Annotated in this window: 18 protein-coding genes and 1 tRNA gene; 10 read left to right on the top strand and 9 right to left on the bottom strand. The window is 62.8% G+C overall.

Annotated elements, in window-relative coordinates; translation table 11 throughout:
- Positions 1–39: 39 nt before the first annotated feature.
- Complete coding sequence (locus HY962_01875) at positions 40–1,893, top strand: tetratricopeptide repeat protein (GenBank protein ID MBI5645653.1); 1,854 nt, start codon at positions 40–42, stop codon at positions 1,891–1,893.
- A gap of 17 nt (positions 1,894–1,910) precedes the next feature.
- Here HY962_01875 and HY962_01870 read toward each other — a convergent pair whose 3' ends face one another.
- Positions 1,911–3,794 (bottom strand): hypothetical protein, encoded by a 1,884-nt coding sequence (locus HY962_01870; GenBank protein MBI5645652.1) that lies wholly within the window; start codon positions 3,792–3,794, stop codon positions 1,911–1,913.
- Between the two features lie 108 nt (positions 3,795–3,902).
- Positions 3,903–4,679, bottom strand: a complete 777-nt coding sequence (gene rhaD / locus HY962_01865) for a rhamnulose-1-phosphate aldolase (GenBank protein ID MBI5645651.1) — start codon at positions 4,677–4,679, stop codon at positions 3,903–3,905.
- A 91-nt stretch (positions 4,680–4,770) separates the two neighbouring features.
- On the opposite strand from rhaD, the gene HY962_01860 reads away from it, so the two are divergent.
- The 6 genes from HY962_01860 to HY962_01835 all read left to right on the top strand — a co-directional run bounded on the left by HY962_01860 (position 4,771) and on the right by HY962_01835 (position 11,210).
- On the top strand, positions 4,771–5,925 hold the full coding sequence (locus tag HY962_01860; GenBank protein MBI5645650.1) for a TIM barrel protein: 1,155 nt from the start codon (positions 4,771–4,773) through the stop codon (positions 5,923–5,925).
- A gap of 188 nt (positions 5,926–6,113) precedes the next feature.
- A complete protein-coding gene (gene rnhA, locus HY962_01855) occupies positions 6,114–6,569 on the top strand; it encodes a ribonuclease HI (GenBank protein MBI5645649.1) in 456 nt (151 codons plus the stop codon).
- 42 nt (positions 6,570–6,611) lie between these two features.
- Positions 6,612–8,141, top strand: a complete 1,530-nt coding sequence (gene xylB, locus HY962_01850; GenBank protein ID MBI5645648.1) for a xylulokinase — start codon at positions 6,612–6,614, stop codon at positions 8,139–8,141.
- A gap of 14 nt (positions 8,142–8,155) precedes the next feature.
- Positions 8,156–9,160, top strand: a complete 1,005-nt coding sequence (locus HY962_01845; GenBank protein MBI5645647.1) for a Gfo/Idh/MocA family oxidoreductase — start codon at positions 8,156–8,158, stop codon at positions 9,158–9,160.
- Positions 9,160–10,044, top strand: coding sequence for a carbon-nitrogen hydrolase family protein (locus HY962_01840; protein MBI5645646.1), 885 nt, complete (start codon positions 9,160–9,162; stop codon positions 10,042–10,044). Before HY962_01845 ends, HY962_01840 begins: the two co-directional genes overlap by 1 nt.
- Before the next feature lie 350 nt (positions 10,045–10,394).
- Positions 10,395–11,210: an NTP transferase domain-containing protein gene (locus HY962_01835; GenBank protein ID MBI5645645.1), complete on the top strand. Its 816-nt coding sequence runs from the start codon at positions 10,395–10,397 to the stop codon at positions 11,208–11,210.
- A gap of 210 nt (positions 11,211–11,420) precedes the next feature.
- On the opposite strand, the gene HY962_01830 is transcribed toward HY962_01835, so the two are convergent.
- From HY962_01830 to HY962_01805, 6 genes are all read right to left on the bottom strand, one after another.
- Positions 11,421–11,498, bottom strand: a tRNA-Val gene (locus HY962_01830).
- 150 nt (positions 11,499–11,648) lie between these two features.
- Positions 11,649–12,083, bottom strand: a complete 435-nt coding sequence (locus HY962_01825; protein ID MBI5645644.1) for a single-stranded DNA-binding protein — start codon at positions 12,081–12,083, stop codon at positions 11,649–11,651.
- Positions 12,084–12,101: 18 nt separating this feature from the next.
- Complete coding sequence (locus tag HY962_01820) at positions 12,102–12,983, bottom strand: NHL repeat-containing protein (protein MBI5645643.1); 882 nt, start codon at positions 12,981–12,983, stop codon at positions 12,102–12,104.
- 10 nt (positions 12,984–12,993) lie between these two features.
- Complete coding sequence (locus HY962_01815) at positions 12,994–13,377, bottom strand: hypothetical protein (GenBank protein ID MBI5645642.1); 384 nt, start codon at positions 13,375–13,377, stop codon at positions 12,994–12,996.
- Positions 13,378–13,459: 82 nt separating this feature from the next.
- Positions 13,460–13,930, bottom strand: a complete 471-nt coding sequence (locus HY962_01810; GenBank protein MBI5645641.1) for a hypothetical protein — start codon at positions 13,928–13,930, stop codon at positions 13,460–13,462.
- A 90-nt stretch (positions 13,931–14,020) separates the two neighbouring features.
- Positions 14,021–14,458, bottom strand: coding sequence for an archease (locus HY962_01805; protein MBI5645640.1), 438 nt, complete (start codon positions 14,456–14,458; stop codon positions 14,021–14,023).
- A 177-nt stretch (positions 14,459–14,635) separates the two neighbouring features.
- Here HY962_01805 and HY962_01800 point away from each other — a divergent pair, with 177 nt between their 5' ends.
- Positions 14,636–16,813, top strand: a complete 2,178-nt coding sequence (locus tag HY962_01800) for a S46 family peptidase (GenBank protein ID MBI5645639.1) — start codon at positions 14,636–14,638, stop codon at positions 16,811–16,813.
- A 135-nt stretch (positions 16,814–16,948) separates the two neighbouring features.
- Positions 16,949–19,060 (top strand): S46 family peptidase, encoded by a 2,112-nt coding sequence (locus HY962_01795; GenBank protein MBI5645638.1) that lies wholly within the window; start codon positions 16,949–16,951, stop codon positions 19,058–19,060.
- 154 nt (positions 19,061–19,214) lie between these two features.
- Here HY962_01795 and HY962_01790 read toward each other — a convergent pair whose 3' ends face one another.
- Positions 19,215–20,327: a DNA alkylation repair protein gene (locus HY962_01790; GenBank protein ID MBI5645637.1), complete on the bottom strand. Its 1,113-nt coding sequence runs from the start codon at positions 20,325–20,327 to the stop codon at positions 19,215–19,217.
- A 127-nt stretch (positions 20,328–20,454) separates the two neighbouring features.
- On the opposite strand from HY962_01790, the gene HY962_01785 reads away from it, so the two are divergent.
- Positions 20,455–20,768, top strand: a 314-nt coding sequence (locus HY962_01785; protein MBI5645636.1) for a transposase, incomplete at its 3' end; no start/stop codon positions are given.

Below are 20,768 nucleotides of genomic sequence, written 5' to 3'. Positions count from 1 at the left end.
AGGTAGAAAGAAGTGTGTACCATCAAAGTGAAAGTGTGAATGAAAGTGCTGTGTTGTGATGGGTGGTCGGTGGCTGTTGCAACGGTGTGCGTGCTGATGCTCTGCACGGTGACGGCGGTTGCGCAGCCGGATCAGGCCCAGGTCGCGGAGCTGTACGACAAGGGCGTGACCGCGATGCAGGAGAACCGCTACGACGATGCGATCCGCGCCTTCAGCGAGATCACGGCTTTGCGTCCCTCGGAGTCGAAAGGGCACTTCAATCTGGGCAAGGCCTATTTCAAGGCGGCAAAATATTCCGAGGCGGTGATGTCGCTGCGCAAGGCCGTGCCCCTTGCGACGGATGCCGCAGAGATCCAATACACGCTGGGCCTCGCGTACGGAAAACTGAAAAAAACGGATGAAGAAATCGCGAGTTACAAGGCGGCGATAGCCGCGCGGCCGTCGTACCCCGAGGCACTGTTGAATCTGGGTGTGTCGTATGTGCAGACGAAGCGGTACGAGGAGGCGCTCGGACCGCTGAAGGCCGTGGCAGCGCTCCGTCCGGACGACGCGCGCATCTGGTACTCGCTCGGCATCGCGGCCGATAACGCCAAACGTCCCGACGAGGCGATGCGCGCCTATGAAAAGGCGATCACCGTGCGCGGCGACTATGTCGACGCGATGGTGAATCTCGCCTCGCTCTACGACCGGGCGAAACGCTATGATGACGTGCTCGCTCTTGCCGCGCGCGGCACCGCTCTCAAATCCGACGAAGCGGAACTCTGGTACCTCGCGGGCAAGGCGCACACGGCGAAAGGGAATCCGGCGGGCGCGGCGGAGGCCTTCCGCAAAGCCGTCGCCGTCAAGGGCGGCACCGCGGCCGCATGGTACAACCTCGGAGTCGCGCTTGCCGCGCAGGGCAAACACGCGGATGCCGCCGATGCATTTCGTGGCGGGATACGTGTGCGCACGCCTTTCCCCGAGGCCTCGCTCAAACTCGGCGAATCTCTCTTTGCGCTCGAGCAGTGGAAGGATGCGGCCGAGGCATTTCTGGCGGCCGAGGCACTGCCGTCCGGAGGTGTGTCGGCGCTGGTCAACGCCGCCTTGTGCTTCGAGCGTGTGGGCGACGCGGAACGCGCCGCCGGCGCCTACGAGCGCGCGCTCGCGCTGAAACCCGACAATGTGAAGGCCGCGCAGTCGCTGGCCGATCTCCGCATGCGGCGCAAGGAATATCCAGCCGCGATCGCCGTGCTGAAGGCGGCGCTGGTCCATGCAAAGGACAACACCACGCTCCGTTTTTCTCTCGGCGTCGCCCAGGATCTGTCCGGAAAATCGAAGGAGGCGGAGGAAACATTCCTCGCGGTGCTGCGTCAGGATCCGCGTCACCTCAAGGCGTTGAAGAATCTGGGCGTGCTGCGTATCCGGGCCTCGCGTCCGCTCGATGCCATTGAACCGCTGCAGAGCGCCGCGGCCGCCGCGCCGGACGATGCATCGGTGCAATCGAATCTGGGACTTGCGCTCGCGCTTGCGGGCCGCAAGGCCGAGGCGGTCGATCCGTTGCGCTCGGCCCTGCGGCTCGATTCCACCTTCGTGGAACCGGCCCTGCTGCTGGGTGCGACACTGCGCGATCTGCAGCGCTACGACGAGGCGGTGCCGCCGCTGCGCACGGCGCAACGCGCGCTGCCGAAGGATGGCCGTGTGCTCTCGACGCTGGGCGAAGTCCTGCTCAAGACGGGGCAGACCGAGGAGGTGGCGCGCATCCACACCGAACTGGCCCAGATCGACGCGCAGCGGGCCGCGGCGCTTCATGCGCTTATGAAAGGTTCCACGCCGGCGGCGCAGTCGCCGTCGGTCATCGAAGCGGAAGACACGGCGCCGTCGCAGGACAGCGTGCGTGTGAAAACTCCGCGCTGAACACATCGCGCGGCGCTTCAGGGGCGGAAAACCACGTCCTCGTAGCGCAGCGTTCCGTCCCGTCCGATGGTGAGAAGCACCGACTGTGCGGGATCGAAACGCAGCACGACGTCATGCCGGGCGCCGTACGCCTGCAGGCGCAGGCGCCGCTCCGCCGGCGGACACGAATCGCCCCAGCCGTACGGCACCGGATGTTTCACCTGTCTCGAGGCGGGGTGGGCAAAAAAGATCGTGGTCCCGGTATCGGATATTCGGGCCCAGTATTCCGGAATATCGTCGCCCTCGACTAGCGCGGGAGCGCAATGCAGCGCATCGAGCGTGCGCGCCACGGTGCGGAAGGCACGCAGGCGCTTGAGCAGGGCCGGGTAGGAGGGATCCGGCACGCGGCCCGGACAGCGCGGTTCACGCACGAGCACGATGCGCGCGCCCTGTTCCGCGAGTGCGATCATGGCGAGCAGCGCGCGTGGCGAGACGTACCGCGCATCGACGTAGAGGAACTGGAAACGGCACTCGCGGAACACGATGACACCGTCCTGCACGGACGCATCCGCGAGAGCGGACCCGTTGATCCAGATCGGATTTCTGCCCGCGAGCGGCGCGGGCACGCGCGCGGTGCGCATCTCGTACGCGCCCCAGGCCCAGGGCAGCTTCAGCGAGTCGGGATACTCGCCGTCCATCCACGCGTCCTCGGTCGGGAGATACACTGCGGCGTCGGTGTATGTGCGTCCGCGCCGCATCGCCGCCGACACGGTGGCGAGGTAGCCGTTGAAGTCCGCGAAGCGCGGCGCCATGGGGGAGTGGGGCCCGACATGCACCGACGCGTAGAACAGCTCGTTGCGGTCGGGCGGATTAAACGGCATACCGTGCCAGATGATTCCGTTGACGCCGTTGGCGAACAGCGCGTCGGCGATCAGTTTCAGATCGGCCACGCGTTCTTCGCCCTGATGCGGACCCGGTCCCGGCCATCGTTTCCATCCGTATGCACATGTGAAACTCTCGGCGGTGACGACCGGTTTGCCGTACAGTGCCGCGGCCGAGGCGGGGATACGCGAGAAGGGCGGATCGAAGAGGACGGCTTCGGATTCGGGCACGTCGACAAAGGCGAATGCGTCGAGCAGGTCCGCCGGTGCGCCGCCGCACTGTGCGCGGGAGAACGCGCCGCGCGCGCGTGCCTCGGCTGTGAAGGTTGCATAAAAATTCTGCACCACACGCGACGACAACACCGACATGTAGTCGTAGAAAATGCCCGCGTTTCGGGGAACGAGCAGCGAATCCATGTACGGCCGTATATCATACCCGACGCGCGACAGCACGTCATTTTCTAGTCCGCGCGTCCACAGCTTGCGCGTCTCCACTTCCCACGAATCGCAGAACAGCGCCGAGGGGTCGCCGGCAAGCGCGGGTGCGAGCGCGGTGCCGATCCGAGCGGAGTAACGCAGAAACGCGTTCCTGTCGAGGTGGTTCACAACACGGCCGCGTTGAGGATGTTCCCAGGTCAGCCGCATTGATCCACGCGTGGTTGTGTCGCCGTAGAATGTGGTCGCGTCCCCGGGCGGCACGCGGCTGTCGCCGAAGGGCCAGAGCGTGCCGTATGTGAAGTCGCATTGCAGTCCGAGCGACGCTGCATGGCGCTTTGCAGAGGCGACTTTGCGCGACCATTCGGGTGAGAGCCAGCCGTCTCGTTGCGCGGCGGAATCGCCGCGCAGGGGATAGACCCAGGCGATCTCGACACCGCCGAAGCCGTTCGACTTCAGCCAGTCGAGCTGCGCGGCCACAGCGCCGGTATCGATGACCGATGCGAACCACCACCATCGCGTGAGCGGTTTCTCGGCGTACTCCGCAGGCACCTGGGCCAGCGCGGAAGCGGACAGAAGCAGGAACATCACGAGTGTGCGAGACATGACGACACGCATGCAAGTGTGAGGAAAGGGGAAACGGGAGTTGAACGCATCAGCAGATGAGTGCATCACACGGTCGTTGTGTTGGTGTGTATCGGCGGATTCCAGCCGTCATCCGGCGGCGCGTTTGCGCAGCGCGTCGATATCGGCCTTCGACAGACCTTCGGGCACAAAGCCGGCACTCTTGCAGAGCAGGTAGATGCGTATCGATTTGGCAACCACATCGATGAGATCGAAGGCGGCCTCGCAGGTGCGGCCCACGGCAAGGATCCCGTGTTTCTCCCAGACCACGACGCTGCGCGCGGCGAGTGCCTCCACCGTTGCCTCGCCGATAGTGGCCGTGCCGGAAATCATGTAGGGCACAAGACCCAGACCCTCGGGGATGAACAGCGCGGCTTCAGGCTGCATACTCCAGACGAGGTGATTGAGCGCATCCTCGTTCAGGAAATCCTCGTGATGCGTGATCGCGGCGATCTCTGTGGCATGAGTATGGACGATGCAGGACTCGTCCCTGCCATTCCGCGCAAGGAACGCGTGTACCGCAGCGTGCGTGTGGAACTCCGACGATGGCGGACGACTGTGCTGGCCCTCGACCGCGCAGTATTGCGCCGCTGTTGTTCCGTCGGCCGCGATATGCATGACGGCGAGGCAGGAGGCCGGATCGGCCGCGGTGTCGCGCATGCGTGTGCCGCTGCCGGTGATGAGCATGTGCCGTCCTGCCAGCTCCACGAGCGGTTGGCCCAGATGGACCAGTCCGTCGGGCATGGCGATACCCGGGGCAGGGCCGTCGTACATGACCGAGATGTTGCCCGCGCTGCTCTCTGCCCAGCCGCGCGCATCGAGAAGGGCCGCGGTGCGCGCAACGTCGTCGAGGAGATGTTGGTGCATGGTATTCTCCGTGCCGTTGCCGGCGGTTCTTTTCCTCCAAGGTACTATTCTGTACCTTCATTTACTCACACACTTCCACGACACACGTCCCATGCCCCTAGCAGATCTGCGTCCCCAGGCGACACACCGCGATCCCGACGAACTCGTCCGGCACCTGCAGTCCTTTACCCTCGTCCCGAAGTTTTCGGCGGGCATCTGGTATTTCGCGCCGGGAGGCGGACGTTTCCATGCGCGGTACGGCCGCGAGAGGAGCATCGTGGAGCGGCTCGACGTCGCGGCGTCACTCGCCCCGTACGGGCTCGGCGGCATGGAGGCGCATTATCCCAACGAGATCAACGAGGAGAATCTCGATCTTTGGAAAACCTTCTCCCGCGAGACAGGCATACGCATCGTCACCGTCGTGCCCCTGTTGTTCCACGACGCGCAGTTCGAATGGGGATCACTCTCGAATCCCGATCCGATCCCCCGGCGCGCCGCCATCGACAGGACCATCGCGACGTTGCGCCTCAACAGGGAATTGGACACGGATTTCGCCGTGGTCTGGCCCGGTATCGACGGCTACGAAAATCCCTTCGGCATCGACTTCGCGTCGATGCGCGCGCGCTTTGTGGAAGGTCTCGCCGAGGCGATGGATGCCGTGCCCGGCGTGCGTGTGGCTTTCGAACCCAAACCCTACGAGCCGCGCGGACGCATCCTGTTCGGGACCACTGCCGAGGGAATGCTGCTGTGCCATCAGGTCGAGTCGCTGCTGCGCGACGGAACGAATCTCGCCCTGCTCGCGGAAGGCCATCACCTCTGCTGCATGAATCCCGAGATCGGACATGTCCTGATGGGATACGAGGACCTGCCGTACGCCTACAGTTGGCCGCTCTCCGAAGGACGCCTCGCGCATCTGCACGTCAACAGCCAGCCCGCGGGCAATTACGACCAGGACCTCAATATCGGAGTGGTTCATCCGGAATTATTCGAGGCCTTGCTCTACACCCTGAAAATGCACAGCTACTCCGGGTGGTTCGGTATCGACATCAATCCCGAGCGTATGCCCGTCGAGACGGCCATACGCATCAACATCGACGCCGCGCGGGCCGCGGCCGACCGGATCAACAGTCTCGACCACGCATCCATCATCCGCGCCACCACGTCCCCCGCCGCCTCGCGCGGCTGGCTCGAGGCGTATCTCCTTCGCGCGCGGGCCTCGCGACCGGAACTGCTTCCTCCCCTGACGGGGCTAGGAGTCAGGAACTAGGAACTAGGATCTAGGAGTGGGTTGAGGTCGGTGTTTTGTGCCATAGGATGACGGAGTATATTTCCGAATTCAGAATCCAGAATTCAGAATTCAGAATATCGAACTCAGCGCAGTCCCTACTTCCCAGTTCCGCCACCTCTCCTACATCCTAGATCCTAGATCCTAAATCCTAAATCCTCGTTCCCCGCGTGAAACATGTAATAATCCACACCGACGGTGCGTGTTCCGGCAATCCCGGACCGGGCGGCTATGCGGCGATTCTGCAGTTCAACGGTGTGGAAAGGGAACTGTCGGGGGGATTCCGTCTGACAACGAACAACAGGATGGAATTGACGGCGGCCATTGTTGCGCTCGAGGCGCTCAAGGAGCGCTGCCGCGTGACCTTGTACACCGATTCGCGCTACATCGTGGACGCGATCAACAAGGGCTGGGCGGCGCGGTGGAAACGCAACAGGTGGATGCGCAACAAGACCGACGAAGCGCTGAATCCGGATCTCTGGGAACGGCTGCTGGCGTTGCTCGGCAAACATCTCGTCACGATAGAATGGACGCGGGGGCACGCGGGTGATCCGTTAAACGAGCGTTGCGACAAACTTGCCGTCGAGGCCTCGAGGGCCGACGATCTCCCGGAAGACACACGCTGACGGCGCGCGGCTCCACACTCCTCCACTCACGGCACACATCGCATGCGACCACTCACACTCGGCATCGACATCGGCACAGGAGGCGCGAAGGCGGTTCTCGTGCGTGATGACGGCGCCGTGATGGCGAAGGCATTCACACCGTATCCCCTGTCGACCCCGCGTCCGCTGTGGACCGAGCAGGATCCGCGCGACTGGTGGGAGGCGACACTGACGAGCATCTCGCGTGCAATGCAGGATGCTGGGGCAGCAGCAGCGGACGTCATCGGCATCGGCATCACGGGGCAGATGCACGGCCTCGTCGCGCTCGACGAACACGGCGAGCCGCTGCGACCGTGTATCCTTTGGAACGATCAGCGGACCGTCGCCGAATGCGACGAGATCCACACGCGGATCGGCGCCGACCGTGTGCTGCGCATCTGCGGCAAGCCCGCGCTGCCCAGTTTCACCGCGCCGAAACTGCTGTGGATGCAGGCACACGAGCCCGCGCTGTTCATGCGTATTCACACCGTGCTTCTGCCGAAGGACTACATCCGCTGGAGACTCAGCGGGGCGCTGCTGAGCGACGTATCGGACGCATCAGGCACGCTGCTGTTCGACACCGCGCGGCGAACCTGGTCCGAGGACGTTCTTGCGGCGCTCGACATTCCGCGCCGTGTGCTGCCGGAGGTCACCGAATCGACCGAAGCGAGCGCCTTCGTGTCGGCGGATGCCGCGCGTGTGTGTGGTCTGCGTGCCGGCACACCAATCGCCGGTGGCGCGGGAGATCAAGCCGCGGAGGCCGTCGGCTGCGGCGTGCTGGGCGGAGACGAAGTGTCGGTCACCATCGGCACCTCGGGTGTCGTGTTCGCGGGCATGGACGACTACCGCCTGGATCCCGCCGGGCGCGTGCACTCGTATTGTCACGCGATACCCGGCCACTGGCACGTGATGGGTGTGATGCTGTCCGCGGGCGGCAGTTTTCGCTGGCACCGCGACACATTCTGCGCCGAGGAACGCGAGAAAGCCGCGGCCGCGGGCATCGACGCGTACGACCTCATGACGGAATTCGCCTCGCGCATCGGTGCGGGGAGCGACGGACTTCTGTTCCTTCCGTATCTCACCGGCGAAAGAACGCCGCACGCCGATCCGTACGCGCGCGGCGTGTTTTTCGGCATGACCCTGCGGCACACGCGCCATCACTTCACACGCGCCGTCATGGAGGGGATCGGCTTCGGATTAAAGGATGCGTTTCTCTGCATCAACGATCTCGGCTATACGCCCGACACGGTGCGCCTCTCGGGCGGCGGCGCGCGCAGCGAACTGTGGCGGCAGATGCTCGCCGACATGCTCGACGTGCCCGTCGCGCCTGTGGGTGTCGCCGAGGGTGCCGCATACGGCGCCGCGCTGCTGGGCGCGGTTGCGTCCGGCCTGCACCCCACTGTGTTTTCCGCCGTGGAGCACGCGGTCGTGCTGGGCGAACCGAGCATTCCGGGCGCCGACGTCCCGGCCTACGCTGCGCTGTACCCGCGATACCGCGCGCTGTACCGCGCCTTACGCGGAGAGTTCGCGGCCCTGCACGCCGTTGCCGGATAGCCGCGGATGATCGCATGAGACTGTCCATCGGAATTCTCGGCTGCGGCAGCATTGCGCGCACACACGCGGGCGTGCTGCGCGGCATGCCTGAGGCGCGGATCGCCGCCGTGTGCGACAGCGACGCGTCGCGGGCGCAAGCCCTCGCGGAGACGTTGCCCGGCGCGCGATGGAGCAGTGATGCCGGCGAGATACTGGGCGCGAGCGACATTGACGCGGTGTACATCTGCACCCGTCACGACAGCCATGCGCCACTTGCGGTTGCCACCGCGGAAGCCGGCAAACACATCTATCTCGAGAAACCCCTGGCGCTGACGATGGAGGATTGTGATCGCATCGGCACGGCGCTCCGCGGATCATCCTCGCGCCTGATGACGGGTTTCAACCACCGTTTCCACCCGTCCGTGCGCGCGGCCGCCGCGCATGTGCCCGAACCCCAGCTTGTCATCGCGCAGGTATGCGACGAGCGCTGGCCCGACGATTTCTGGGCGAACGATCCGGCCGCGGGAGGCGGCAACGTGCTGTCGCAGGGGTGCCATCTGGTCGATCTCGTCTGCATGCTGCACGCCGCCCCGCCCGTGCGTGTGCAGGCCGAGGCCGGCAATCTGCGCCATCCGGGGCTCGATATCATCGACACACTCACGGCAACGCTGCTTTTCGCGAACGGCGGCGTCGCCACGCTCGCTATCGCCGACGGCGGCACCTCGCCGCTGGTGTCGAAGTGGTCGCTGCAGCTCATGGGCGGCAGCACCAGCGCGCACGTGCACGACCGTTTCGCCTCGGTGACCCTGCACCGCGAGCGGTCGACACTGACACAAAAATCGGACACCGACATCTCTTTTACGGACATCAACGCCCATTTTATCCGTGGTATCCTGCGCGGCGAGCCGTTCCGCACCGGCTTCGCCGAGGGCCGCCGCGCCACAGCCATTTTACTGCGCGCGCTGTATGCGGCGCGCACAGGCACGGCGCAGCCGCTTGACGATTTGCCGGACGATACTTCCACACGAGGGGGACAGTGATGAAGGACGTTTCACCGAACACCGGTCCCTCCAACGGCCGTCGTGTGCGCATCGCGAGCGCGGCATTCCTGCTCGACGACGCGGTATCCGGCGTGGAACAACGCCTCGAGCGCTGCACGGCATACGCCGCGGATGCCGCCACAGCGGGCGCGGACGTGCTCTGTTTCCCCGAAGCCGTTATTTCGGCAGGTCTGGATCCGGCGCACGAGGAGCGTGCGGGCGGTCCCGTGTTTACTCATTTCTCGGCGCTGGCCCTTCGGCATGAAATGCACATCATCGCGCCGTTCCTGACGCGCGAGGGGAAAACGCTGTACAGCCGCGCAACGCTGTTCCAGCGCGACGGCGGCATCGCGGGATGCTACGACAAGGTGCAGCCCAACGGCCACGAACTGCACACCATCACTCCCGGAGATACACTGCCCGTCTTCGAGCTGGATTTCGGCCGTGTCGCGGTGATGCTCTGTATGGATATCCACTTCCCGGAAATCGCGCGCATATATGCATTAAAGGGTGCGGAAATCCTTTTCTGGCCGACCATGACACACGGTCCGACGCAGGAGTCGCTGCTCGTGCAGGCGCGTGCGCGCGCGCTCGACAACTCGCTGTGTCTGGTCGAGGCGAATTACGCCGGCGCGCCGCCCTATGCGCCGTACGCCGGCCGGCACCTGCCGGGCAATGCGCGCATTATCGATCATAACGGGGATATCCTTGCGCAGAGCGGTCGCAGGCATGGTCTGGCCATCGCCGACGTGAATCTCGACGAGATACGTCTCACATCGCAGTGTGTGTTGTTGCGCGAGCCGGATCACATGCGCGAGGATTTGCTCTCGTTGTATCGGAGGGAGTTGTATATCCGGGAGTTGCAGGGGATAGGGGGGAGTTAGTAGTTGGTAGTTGGTAGATGGTAGATGGTTGATGGTAGATGGTAGTTGGTAGATGGTAGATGGTAGTTGGTGGATGGGTAGATCGATCTACTCTGGTCGTGTAAGGAGACAGGATACAGGAGACAGGAGTTGATTTTGCCGGGTGTCTCCTGTCTCCTGTTTCCTCACGCTCGCGTTAGGAGTCTGGAGGAAGGAGACACGGCTTGGAACGATTATCTCCCATCTCCTGTATGCTTACGCGGGTATGAGGAGGAAGTGGATGGTAGATGGTAGATTGGTGGGAAGTAGATCAGTAGATGGTCAGGTGATTGATGGTGGATACGGAGACTCTGATAATTTTAGCGGGCGGTGTGGCATCGAGGATGCGCGCGTCGATGGGCGGACAGGGCATGGCCGTGAACAAGGGCTTGCTGCGCCTGGGTCCGGAGCGCAGACCCTTCCTCGACTATCTGCTGTGTAATGCCCGTGAGGCAGGAATACGCGAGGTTGTCCTGCTCGTGGGAGAAGGGGACGATACGGTGCGCGACGTGTACGGCGAAAATCCCGCGGGCAACCTCTACCACGGTCTGCGTATTACATACGCATTTCAACCCATCCCCGAAGGGCGCAGCAAACCCTGGGGCACGGCCGATGCGCTGGAACGGGCGCTGAATACGGACGCAGCGCGGGGCAGGGACGCCGTGCTCGTGTGCAACAGCGACAATCTCTACTCGACTTCCGCGATCGCCGCCCTGTGCCGCAAACGATCCTGCGGCGCGTGGATCGATTACGCGAGGGACGGACTCCTCTTCGACACCGCGAGAATCGCACAGTTTGGTGTCACCATCAAAGATGCCGACGGCTATCTCACAGACATCATCGAGAAACCGACGCCGGAGCAGATCTCCGCCATGACGCCGGACCGGGGCTCCGTCGCAGTCAGCATGAACCTCTGGCGTGTCGAGCCGGGCAGAATCGCCCCGTATCTCCTTTCATGCCCGGTGTCTCCCGGCCGTAACGAAAAGGAACTGCCCGTGGCCATTGCGGCAATGGTGCGTGATCATCCGCGATCTATGCAGGCGGTGCCCTGGTCTGAACATGTTCCGGATCTCACCAGCTCAAGCGATTTTCCTGCGGTCGAGGAGTTTTTGCGGGAGAATTACGGTGTTCCGTTGTGGGGCGCGTAGATGGTAGTTGGTAGATGGGTAGATCGATCTTTTCAAGGAGTGTGAGGAGGCAGGAGGAAGGAGACAGGAGTCGTGTTGGCTCTTGCCCTTCCGTGCCGCCGTCCCGCTCTCCCGCTGTCCCGTACTCCCGCTGTCCCGCTCTCCCGCTGTCCCGCTGTCCCGCTCTCCCGTTCCCGCTGGTGGAAAAAAAAAGCCCGCACGAGGCGGGCTTGGTGGACGTTGCGGGATTTGAACCTGCGACCTCACGCGTGTGAAGCGTGCGCTCTAGACCAGCTGAGCTAAACGTCCAAGCGATCCAAACATACAAAACGGGCTCGAAAAATCAAAATCTGGACACCGTTTTGGCCGGGGGTGGAAAGGGAAACGGCCGCCTTTTCAGGACGGCCGCTTCGTTTTCCCGTGTGTCCGGCTGTTCAAAGCCGGATCTGCGTCGGATACTCAGAAGGGCAGATCCGATCCGACATCACCCTTCGGCTCTGAAGCCGGTTCGGGGGGCAGACCGGGGGCCTGCGGCGCTCCGCCCTGCTGGCCGCCCTTCGAGTCGAGGAACATGAAGTCGTCGACAACGATTTCCGTGATGTAGTGTTTCACTCCCGCGTGGGTCTTGTCTTCCCAGTTGCGCGTCTGGAGTTTGCCCTCGATGTAGAGCTGGCTGCCCTTCCGGACGTACTGCGAGATGATTTCAGCCGCCTTGCGGTAGACGACAATGTTGTGCCACTCGGTGCGCTCGACAAGCGCCCCTTCCTGGTTTTTATACGACTCGTTGGTCGCCATTGTGAAGTTGCACACCGGCACGCTGTTGGCGGTGTACTTGAGTTCGGGATCCTTCCCGAGCCGTCCGATGAGCATCACTTTGTTCAAACCGTAGGCCATGCTGCCTCCTCTGAAGAATTATTGTGAAAGTGTGAAAACAACAACAGAATTCGCTGTGAGAATGAAAATGCGCCCGCCGCCGAGAGCCACGTCCTGAAATGCGCCCGTCTCGCCGGCGAAGACGATGCGTTCGCGTGATATCGTGTGTTCGAGGGTTCCGTCGGTTTTGAACAGGTGCAGCGTGTTCGATCCGACAACGGCGACGCGGTCCTTGCTGCAGGCGATTCCCTTCGCGTCCTCGAAGGTATTATACGCGCCGGAAAAAATATAGTTCCCGAAGGCGTCGAAGAAACTGATGCGGTTTGATTCCAGCACGACAAGACGATCGTCGTCGAAGCGCGCCATCGCGATGGGATTCTGCAGCCGTCCCTCGCCCGATTCCACGCCGCCGAAGCTGCGCTCCACGGCCGCGAAGCCGCTGGTCGAGACGATGCGCCTGTTCTCGCCGTCGAGTACGAGCAGTTCGCCCATCGATGTCATCACCACATCGCGCGGCAGGCCGAAGCTGTTTTCGGCGCCGGGCTTGTCCTTGGTGCTGAACGCGCCGAGTGCGTGGATGTCCTTGTCAAGGCGCACGACGCGATGGTTCTCGCGATCAGCCACGTATAACACAATGCCGAGCCGCGCATCGATGCCGCAGGGATGATCGAACTCGCTCAGCGCCCAGCCGCGTCCGCCGGCGATACCGAGTGGCGCGCCGTCGGCCCCGAACTTCACCAGAGAATGCGCGCCCGCATCAGTCACATACACCGCGCCGAACGGATCGATCTCGATGTTCGAGGCGGCGATGAAAGATCCGAAGCGGTAGTCCTCGACAAGCACCGCCGCGTTCTGCGCGTGCACTCTGCCGGACAGACCGAGAAAGGCCGCGAGGGCGCCGATGATACAACTCCGTCGCATGATCAGAGCGTTACTGCGCGATGAGGAGGTCCACCGGGCCGGAACGGAAGACCAGGTCGCGGCCGAGAGAGGTGGAGATACGGAAAGAGAGATGCAGCGAGCGATGCCGCACGGGATCGAGGGGAGCGAGTCCGCGCCTCGACCGTGCCGTGAGACGCAGGTCCTTGCCCGCGTCTATCACAACCTCCGCACGCTCCACGTCGTCCGTCAGCAGCGCGGCATCGAAGCGGCGCAGAGGCGCGCCGGAATATACCTCGCTGACCAGACCCTCCGCGGCGGACAGCCGTATGGGCGCATCGGTCTCGTTGCGGATTGTGATGGTGGCAAGCGCATGGCTCACCGGCGCGGAACCGGGCATCACATTGTTCCAGATGCTGGTTTCGTGAACCGTCACGCGCAGTTCATCGCTGCGCAGAGTATCCGCCGCGGGCGCGCACGAGGCAAGCGCCGCGCCGAGCAGCAGCAGGAACAGCGTTCTATTTAACAGCGACGGAAATCGGACCAGTGGCCACCTCCGTGCGATAGCCCTTCGTGGTTTGGAACGCGATTTTCACGATGACGGAGGGCGACTTGCCCGCGTCAAAACCGTCGAGTTCTGGCGGCGCGATGACCTGGACTTCCTTCACCTGTTTCGGCACAAGCTGCGCGCTCGAAATCGTGCCGTACGACTGGGGAATAATGGGACGGAAGCGGAGCAGCGCCAGCTTGGTGGAGGCATCGATCACCGTGCCTTCGAGGAACGCCACACTCATCGCCTGCTCGGTGCGATTGATGAGCTTTACCATCGCATTCACCGATGCGTACGTCTTCCCGTCGCGCTTCTCCAGCGAAACGCCGGCCGAACTGTACTGGATACTGAGTTGGTCCGTGGTGGGATCCTGCGAACAGCCGCCGACTATGAGTGCGGAGACGAGCAGGATGCCGAGGGAGAGACGGATGCGGGTCATGTGGCGTTGTGCGGTCTGTGAGTCGAAGGTGGGATGTGTTCGAGTGCGCAATATAGGCAACGGGCGGATTAATACAAGCCGGTGCACTGGTCAGGTGTCGAGCACCACCACCGCGTCGAAGCCGTGTGATGTGGCCTGAAGTGTCAATCCGTGATACGTGACGGCCTTGATTTCCGTCGCACGCGCCGCGAGTTCGGCCGACAGCATATGGCCGGACACGTGTGCATGGATCGTTACGGAATCACACGTATCGGTATCGAAGCGGTCGAAGAAGAGCCGCCGTGTCGTGTGGAGATAGAGCAGCTCGCCCAGCCATTCGCGAAGGAGGAGATCCGGACCCGCGGCCTGTATATCGATGGCGATCACGGATGCCTCGCGCGTGAGTTCCTCGTCGCCGCGGTCGCCTTCGGCGAGGATGAAATGAAAGAGCGCGCGCGCGGAGACGGCGAAGAGGTCCGCCAGCGTTTCGGCATGAACGCGGAAGCCGATGTCGGCCGTATGATCGAGTTCTTCAAAAAAGCCAGTCATGGATAATGCCCGGATGCAGGGATCAAGCTATCGCTGAAACCTTTCCCTTCAAATCGCGTACACAGAACGTTTCCCCGTACCCGCTTCCACGCGGGTTTCTGCACAACGGGGAATTTCCGTATTTTGCCCAACTCTGCTTGTTCTCCCGATTTCTTCCTCACATAAGCGGATCGACCCATGAAGCAAATGCGACAACTCCTCTCATTCGCGCTGCCGGTTTTTATGGCGGCGGTGATTCTTGCCGGCTGCGCGGGCAGCTCCGGCGTTTCGACCTCGTCGTACGACGCGGCGAAAAAAGCCCAGCTCGAGCAGGTGAAGGCCGGCCGTTTCGACGGCGGCAAGATGTGGACCTTCGACGATCCGCCCGTCGCATATTTCGGCGAAGCGTACGGCTTCCGTCCCTCGAAGGAATGGCTCGATGACGCGCGTCTTTCGTCGCTGCGTCTGACGTCCGGCTGCAGCGCCTCGTTTGTCAGTGGCGACGGTCTTGTGATGACGAATCACCACTGCGTGCGCGGCTTCCTGGCGTCCGTGCAGAAGCCGGGTGAGAATCTCCTCGAGAACGGCTTCTCCGCCGCCGACCTCGCGGCAGAGCGTAAAATCCCGAACGCCGCTCTCGAGCAGCTTGTGGAGATCCGCGACGTGACAAAGGACGTGCTGGCGGCCATGGACGCGGCCAACACCGATCAGGAAAAAATCGAAGCCCGCGGCAAGGTCATTTCGCAGATCGAGAAGCAGGCGTCGGATCAGAGCAAGCTGCGCGCGCAGGTTGTGACCCTGTACAACGGCGGCAAGTTTTCGCTGTATCTGTACAAGCGTTTTACGGATCTGCGTCTCGTGTTTGCTCCCGAGCTGCAGGCGGCGCATTTCGGCGGCGAATACGACAACTTCACCTACCCGCGTTACGCGTTCGACTGCTCGTTCGTCCGCGTGTACGAGAACGACGCGCCGTACGAATCCAAAAACTTCTTCGCGTGGAGCAAGGACGGCGCGCAGGAGGACGAACTCGTGTTTGTGATCGGCAATCCCGGGCGCACCAGCCGTCTCAGCACCGCCGAGCAGCTCGAGTACAACCGCGACGTGCAGTATCCGTTTACATATCAATTGCTGCGCGAGCGCGTGGACATGCTGACCTCGTACATCAAGACGCATCCCGAAAAGAAGGCCGACCTGTACGCCGGACTGCTGGGCGTCGCCAACGGCATGAAATCGTATCAGGGCCGCCTGGCCGGACTCCGCGACGACGTGCTCGTGCAGCGCCGCCGCGACTTCGACCGCAGCTTCCGCGCCGAGGTCGAGAAGCGTCCCGAACTCAAGGCGAAATACGGACACATCTGGGGCGAGATCGCCCAGTCGATGCAGACCCTGCGTGAAATCGCGCCCGAAAACCTCGGCCTTCGCGCCGGCGGGCTCGGTGTATCGGAAATTTTCGCGCGCGGTTTTTCGCTCGTGCAGTTGCACCGCGAAATGCGGAAAGCCGAGGCCGACCGTCTCGACGCGTACAAGGGTGAGCGCGGCATCCGCACCTTCGCGGCAGCGGGCAGGTTCAGCAAGGTCGACACGGAACTGGACGCTCTCACACTCGCGCTGCAGCTTTCGTACATGAAAAAATATCTCGGAGCTTCGGATCCGATAGTCCAGTTTGCACTGCAGGGGCAGACCGAGGAGCAGGCCGCCAAGCGTCTGCTCGGCCAGACCGTGCTGAACGATTCGACCGCGTTCGCGGGCCTGGTGGCCGACCATGCAGCCGCAACGGCCGCCTCACAGGATCCCTTCATCGTGATGGCGCGCATGGCGCTGCCGCGCGTCGAGAAGGCGGGAGCCATCGCGCGTGAAGTAAACGCGAAGACGCAGGTGAACGCGACCTTGCTGGGCCGCGCGCAGTTCGACGTGTACGGCACGAGCATTCCCCCCGACGCGACCTTCACCCTGCGCATCGCCGACGGTGTTGTGAAGGGGTACGACTACAACGGCACCATCGCACCGCCGTTCACGACCTTCCACGGCCTGTACGACCGTCATTTCTCGTATCCTTCGAAGGACGAGTGGAAACTCGCGGCCCACTGGCAGAATCCGCCGCCCGAGTTCAAACTCTCGACCCGCTGCAATTTCTCGTCCACCAACGACATCATCGGCGGCAACTCCGGCAGTCCGATGATCAACAAGAACAGCGAAATCGTGGGCCTGATCTTCGACGGCAACATGGAAAGCCTGCCGGGCGATTTCATCTTCGCGGAGGATGCCGGCAACCGCACCGTTTCGGTGCATTCGTCGGCGATCATGGAGGCGTTGCGCCATCTGTACAAGATGAGCAACCTCGTGAAGGAACTCGAATCCGGCAAGCGCGCCCGCTGACGCAGCCGCACTGACGACACTCAACCACCCGAATAGATCAAGGATTCACGTATGCGCAGATCACCTCGTTTTGCTGCTGCATGTGCCGCGCTGCTCCTGGGCATCATCGCCATGGGATGCGGCGGCAGCCAGCAGATGTCCGACACATCGTCCTCGTACGAAAAGGTCCGCCAGGCCGAGCTCGCCGCAGTCAAGGCGGGGCCGTTCGACGGCGGCCGCATGTGGACGTTCGACTTTCCCCCCACAAAGCACTTCGACACGACGTACGGCTTTAAAGTCGACCAGCAGTGGTTCGACGACGTGCGCATGTCGGCCCTCCGTTTTGCGTCGTACTGCTCGGCCTCGTTCGTGAGCGCCGACGGTCTGGTGATGACCAATCACCATTGCGCGCGCAACAGCGTGGAAGAAGTGTCGAAAGAAGGCGAGCACCTTCTCGAGAACGGCTTCTGGGCACCGACGCTCGCCGATGAGCGCAAGGTGCCGAGTCTCTTTGTCGATCAGCTCGTGGAGATCCGCGACGTCACCACCGCGGTGATCGGCGCGATGGATCTGCAGGCCGACGACAAGGACAAGATCAAGGCCCGCGACAGCATGAAGACGCTGCTGACCGGTCAGGTGTCGAAGGAGACCAAGCTCCGCGCGGACTTCGTGACACTGTACAACGGCGGCAAGTACTCGCTCTACATCTTCAAACGCTACTCCGACGTGCGCCTCGTGTTTGCGCCGGAAACACAGCTCGGCTGGTACGGCGGCGACTGGGACAACTTCACGTTCCCGCGCTACGATCTCGATTGCTCGTTCTTCCGCGTGTACGACGAGGAAGGCAAGCCGCTGAAGACCGCGCATTTCTTTAAGTGGAGCAAGGCCGGCGCGCCCGCGGGCGAGCCCGTGTTTGTTGTCGGAAATCCGGGCAGCACCGGACGCCTGAAGACGTCGGCGCAACTCGAGTTCGACCGCGACATACAGTTCCCGTACATCGCTTCGATCTTGAACAACATGGTGGACGTGTTGGGCGAATACGCGGCGCGTCATCCCGAGAAGCAGGAAGAGATGATGAACCAGATCTTCGGCATATCGAACAGCCAGAAGGCCTACAACGGCCAGTTGGCCGGACTGCGCGACGATAAGCTGATGCAGCGCCGCCGCGACTTCGACCGCCAGTTCCGCTCGGCAGTCGAGAAGCGTCCCGAACTCAAGGCGAAGTACGGACACATCTGGGATGAAATCGCGGCTTCCCGCGCGCGCGTCCGCGCCGTGGCGAAGGATCTGCTCGCGCTCCGTTTTGCAGGCATGGGCGGCGGCAGTTCGTCGGAGCATCTCGCGAAGGCGGCGAATCTCGCCAAGTATGCGTCGGAACTGGGCAAGCCCGAGGATCAGCGCGCGAAGTCGTATCAGGCCCGCACGCTGGACCTGACCAAGCGCACGCTGTCGAAGGCCGTAGCGCCGGACAAGGACATGGAAGAACTCGCACTCGCCGCGCAGTTGCGCATGATGCGTGACATTCTCGGCGCCGACGATCCCGTGATCAAGGCCGCGTTCGGTTCCAGCGCCGACCATCGCGCCGCAGCGGCGCGTATGCTGCGTGAAACCGTACTCGGTGATTCCGCCGCAGTCGCGGCTCTGGTTGCGCAGGGTCCCGACGCGATCGCCGCGTCGAAGGATCCGTTCCTCGCACTCGCGCGTCTCGCGCTGCCCCGTCAGGAAGCCGCGCAGAAGGTGTCGGACGAAGGCCGCAGCCGCGACCAGGTCAACGCGACCCTTCTCGGCCGCGCCCTGTTCGACGTGTACGGCACCACCATCCCGCCCGATGCCACGTTCACCCTGCGTATCGCCGATGGCGTGGTGAAGGGCTACGAATACAACGGCACCAAGGCCCCGACACACACGACGTACTACGGCATGTACGACCGTCACTACTCGTTCCCGGGCGAAAAGGATTGGGCACTTCCCGAGCGCTGGCTGAAACCGCCCGCGGAGTTCAATCTCGCGACACCCGTGAACTTCGTTTCGACGAATGACATCATCGGCGGCAATTCCGGCAGCCCGATCATCAACCGCAACAAGGAAGTTGTCGGACTCGTGTTCGACGGCAACATTGAAAGCCTGCCCGGCGAATTTATTTTCGCCGAGGATGCCAACAACCGCACCGTATCTGTGGATTCACGCGGCATGGTCGAGGCGGCGCGCCATATCTACAAAGCAGGACGTCTCGCGGACGAATTGACCGCGGGGAAGATCATTTACTGATCACGCGACATTCTCAAACACGACGGGCGGAGCGGGTCTCCGCCCGTTGTGTTATTAGGGAAATGGGACGGCCCGGAGGGCCGTCCTTGGAGGTGATCCGTGCGTCGCATGTGATGGGACGGCCCGGAGGGCCGTCCGTGGAGAGCGAGGGATTTCACTCCAGGTGAAACGCTCCGATCGGGAAGACGGTGCCGTTGAGGAGGAGATCGATGCTGTGTCTGCCCGCGTAGTGACGGCGCGTGCTGAGGTCGATGATGAGCAGGCGCTTCGAGATGCGAGAGACGGCGTCCGGCTCGAGCGAGAGGCGCGTGAGCTTGAACACTTTGGGATTCGTCCGGCCGTTCGCCTTGACGTAGTGGATGCGGAAGTCCACCGCAACTTCTACCGCGGCGTGCGAGGTGTTGTGCACTTCGGCGGAGAATATCACCTCGTCGCCGAGGCGGAGGCGCTTCGGGGAGATGCGCGGATGCCGGACAACAAGCGCGTCGCCTGTGCCGAAGCCGAGCAGGGCGAGCGCGTCGGTATCACCGCGTTTGATGGCCGAGCGCAGCGCGTGCCGCACGATCCACTCGCGGTTCTGATCCGCCCCGCGCATCCATCTCCGGGCCGTTTCCACGAGCACGTCGGGATGGTCCTTGCCGATGTCGTTGAGATTGTTCGCGACGGAACGGCGCACGACGAGGTCGGGATCGTCCTTCAACAATTCGAGCAGCGCCAGCACGGGTGCGGGGTCGCGCTGAAACTCCTTCAGGCGAGGCGCCCACGGCAGTCTCGGCCGCGTGCCTTCGGAGACGAGGCGCCGCACGCGCGGATCGGGATCGGTTGCCCAGCGGCGCAACAGGGCGAGCGATTCTTCGGGGTAGCGCTCGAGGTACGGCCGAATGCTGAACTCCGCCGAGAATAACTTCGTGATGGTGCGCTGCGCATCCATCGACTCGGAAAAATGTTCGAGACCATAGGCGCCGATGAAGAGCGTGACAGGCAGATACACAAATCCTGTCAATGCACCTTCGTGCGCGGCCGGCACGCTCCCGCCGGCCACCGCGGCGAGCAGATGACGCAGCGCAGTCGGATAGTCCCGAGGCAGATGCCTCCGAAGAGCGTCCGCGATATGCCGCGCGCGCGGCATCAGTTCCAGCGCGTCGTATCCGTGACGCACATCCTCGAGGAACGCCCGCCGGTCGAAGTCTGGATGCACCGCTGTCACCGCGCTGGCGATACGTTCCGCGACGGAGAAACCGAATTGATTCTTGAGTGGCTCGGGCATGGCAGGACGAGGGACGGGGGACGGGGGAGTCGGGAGTCGGGAGTCGGGAGTTGGGAGTTGGGAGTTGGGAGTTAGTGTCACGTCCTAGCCGGGGTTGACAGTTTCACCCCTAGCAAGGAGCACAACCATGCAGCAACTTACAGCGGTTCGCCCCATCCTCCGATATAGTATTGCCTTCAAGAAAAAGGTGGTGGGAGAAATCGAACGCGGAAAACTGACGGTGGCAGAAGCGAAGCGATTGTACGACATTACGGGCAATACAACGATCCGAAAGTGGCTGAAATCTTTCGGAAAACACGATGGTACCACGCGCATAGTGAGGATAGAAATGAAAGGCGAATCGGATAAAGTGAAGGCCCAGGAGAAGAAAATACGGGAGTTGCAGGCGGCCTTGTCGGATGCACATCTGCGCATTCTCGTTCTCGAATCGACGGTCAGCGT

The organism is Ignavibacteriota bacterium (assembly GCA_016218045.1).
Lineage (GTDB): Bacteria > Bacteroidota > Ignavibacteria > SZUA-365 > SZUA-365 > JACRFB01.
This window is presented reverse-complemented; position numbering and strand designations above follow the sequence as displayed.

Bases quoted from the DNA above. Each gene is read 5' to 3' on its own strand.
- HY962_01870 (MBI5645652.1), bottom strand. From the start codon at position 3,794: ATGTCTCGCACACTCGTGATGTTCCTGCTTCTGTCCGCTTCCGCGCTG.
- HY962_01825 (MBI5645644.1), bottom strand. From the start codon at position 12,083: ATGGCCTACGGTTTGAACAAAGTGATGCTCATCGGACGGCTCGGGAAG.
- HY962_01810 (MBI5645641.1), bottom strand. From the start codon at position 13,930: ATGACCCGCATCCGTCTCTCCCTCGGCATCCTGCTCGTCTCCGCACTC.
- HY962_01795 (MBI5645638.1), top strand. From the start codon at position 16,949: ATGTCCGACACATCGTCCTCGTACGAAAAGGTCCGCCAGGCCGAGCTC.
- rhaD (MBI5645651.1), bottom strand. From the start codon at position 4,679: ATGCACCAACATCTCCTCGACGACGTTGCGCGCACCGCGGCCCTTCTC.
- HY962_01875 (MBI5645653.1), top strand. From the start codon at position 40: ATGAAAGTGCTGTGTTGTGATGGGTGGTCGGTGGCTGTTGCAACGGTG.
- HY962_01840 (MBI5645646.1), top strand. From the start codon at position 9,160: ATGAAGGACGTTTCACCGAACACCGGTCCCTCCAACGGCCGTCGTGTG.
- HY962_01800 (MBI5645639.1), top strand. From the start codon at position 14,636: ATGAAGCAAATGCGACAACTCCTCTCATTCGCGCTGCCGGTTTTTATG.
- HY962_01860 (MBI5645650.1), top strand. From the start codon at position 4,771: ATGCCCCTAGCAGATCTGCGTCCCCAGGCGACACACCGCGATCCCGAC.
- HY962_01820 (MBI5645643.1), bottom strand. From the start codon at position 12,983: ATGCGACGGAGTTGTATCATCGGCGCCCTCGCGGCCTTTCTCGGTCTG.
- HY962_01790 (MBI5645637.1), bottom strand. From the start codon at position 20,327: ATGCCCGAGCCACTCAAGAATCAATTCGGTTTCTCCGTCGCGGAACGT.
- HY962_01845 (MBI5645647.1), top strand. From the start codon at position 8,156: ATGAGACTGTCCATCGGAATTCTCGGCTGCGGCAGCATTGCGCGCACA.
- xylB (MBI5645648.1), top strand. From the start codon at position 6,612: ATGCGACCACTCACACTCGGCATCGACATCGGCACAGGAGGCGCGAAG.
- HY962_01805 (MBI5645640.1), bottom strand. From the start codon at position 14,458: ATGACTGGCTTTTTTGAAGAACTCGATCATACGGCCGACATCGGCTTC.